The sequence below is a fragment of the Fructilactobacillus sp. X7R4C1 genome, assembly GCF_059901115.1.
In genome coordinates this window covers 1-265 of sequence record NZ_JBWXVD010000024.1, presented here as the reverse complement: position 1 = coordinate 265, position 265 = coordinate 1, and the positions used below count along the sequence as shown (strand labels likewise).

Annotated in this window: 3 tRNA genes; all 3 read left to right on the top strand. The window is 49.4% G+C overall.

Going from position 1 to position 265, the window contains the following annotated elements:
• Positions 1-4 precede the first annotated feature (4 nt).
• The 3 genes from AC6UC9_RS07015 (at position 5) to AC6UC9_RS07005 (ending at position 264) form a co-directional block, all read left to right on the top strand.
• Positions 5-77: transfer RNA gene (locus AC6UC9_RS07015), tRNA-Asn, on the top strand.
• Between the two features lie 6 nt (positions 78-83).
• Positions 84-175: transfer RNA gene (locus AC6UC9_RS07010), tRNA-Ser, on the top strand.
• Between the two features lie 16 nt (positions 176-191).
• A tRNA-Glu gene (locus AC6UC9_RS07005) sits at positions 192-264 on the top strand.
• Position 265 lies beyond the last annotated feature (1 nt).

Below are 265 nucleotides of genomic sequence, written 5' to 3'. Positions count from 1 at the left end.
TTATTCCGGCATAGCTCAGTTGGTAGAGCACCTGACTGTTAATCAGGTTGTCGACGGTTCGAGCCCGCCTGCCGGAGTACTATGGAGAGTTGTCCGAGCTGGCCGAAGGAGCATCATTGGAAATGATGTAAACGGATTAAAGTCTGTTTCGAGGGTTCGAATCCCTCACTCTCCGTATATTTTTGTAGTATGACCCGTTGGTCAAGTGGTTTAAGACACTGCCCTTTCACGGCAGTAACATGGGTTCGAATCCCGTACGGGTCAT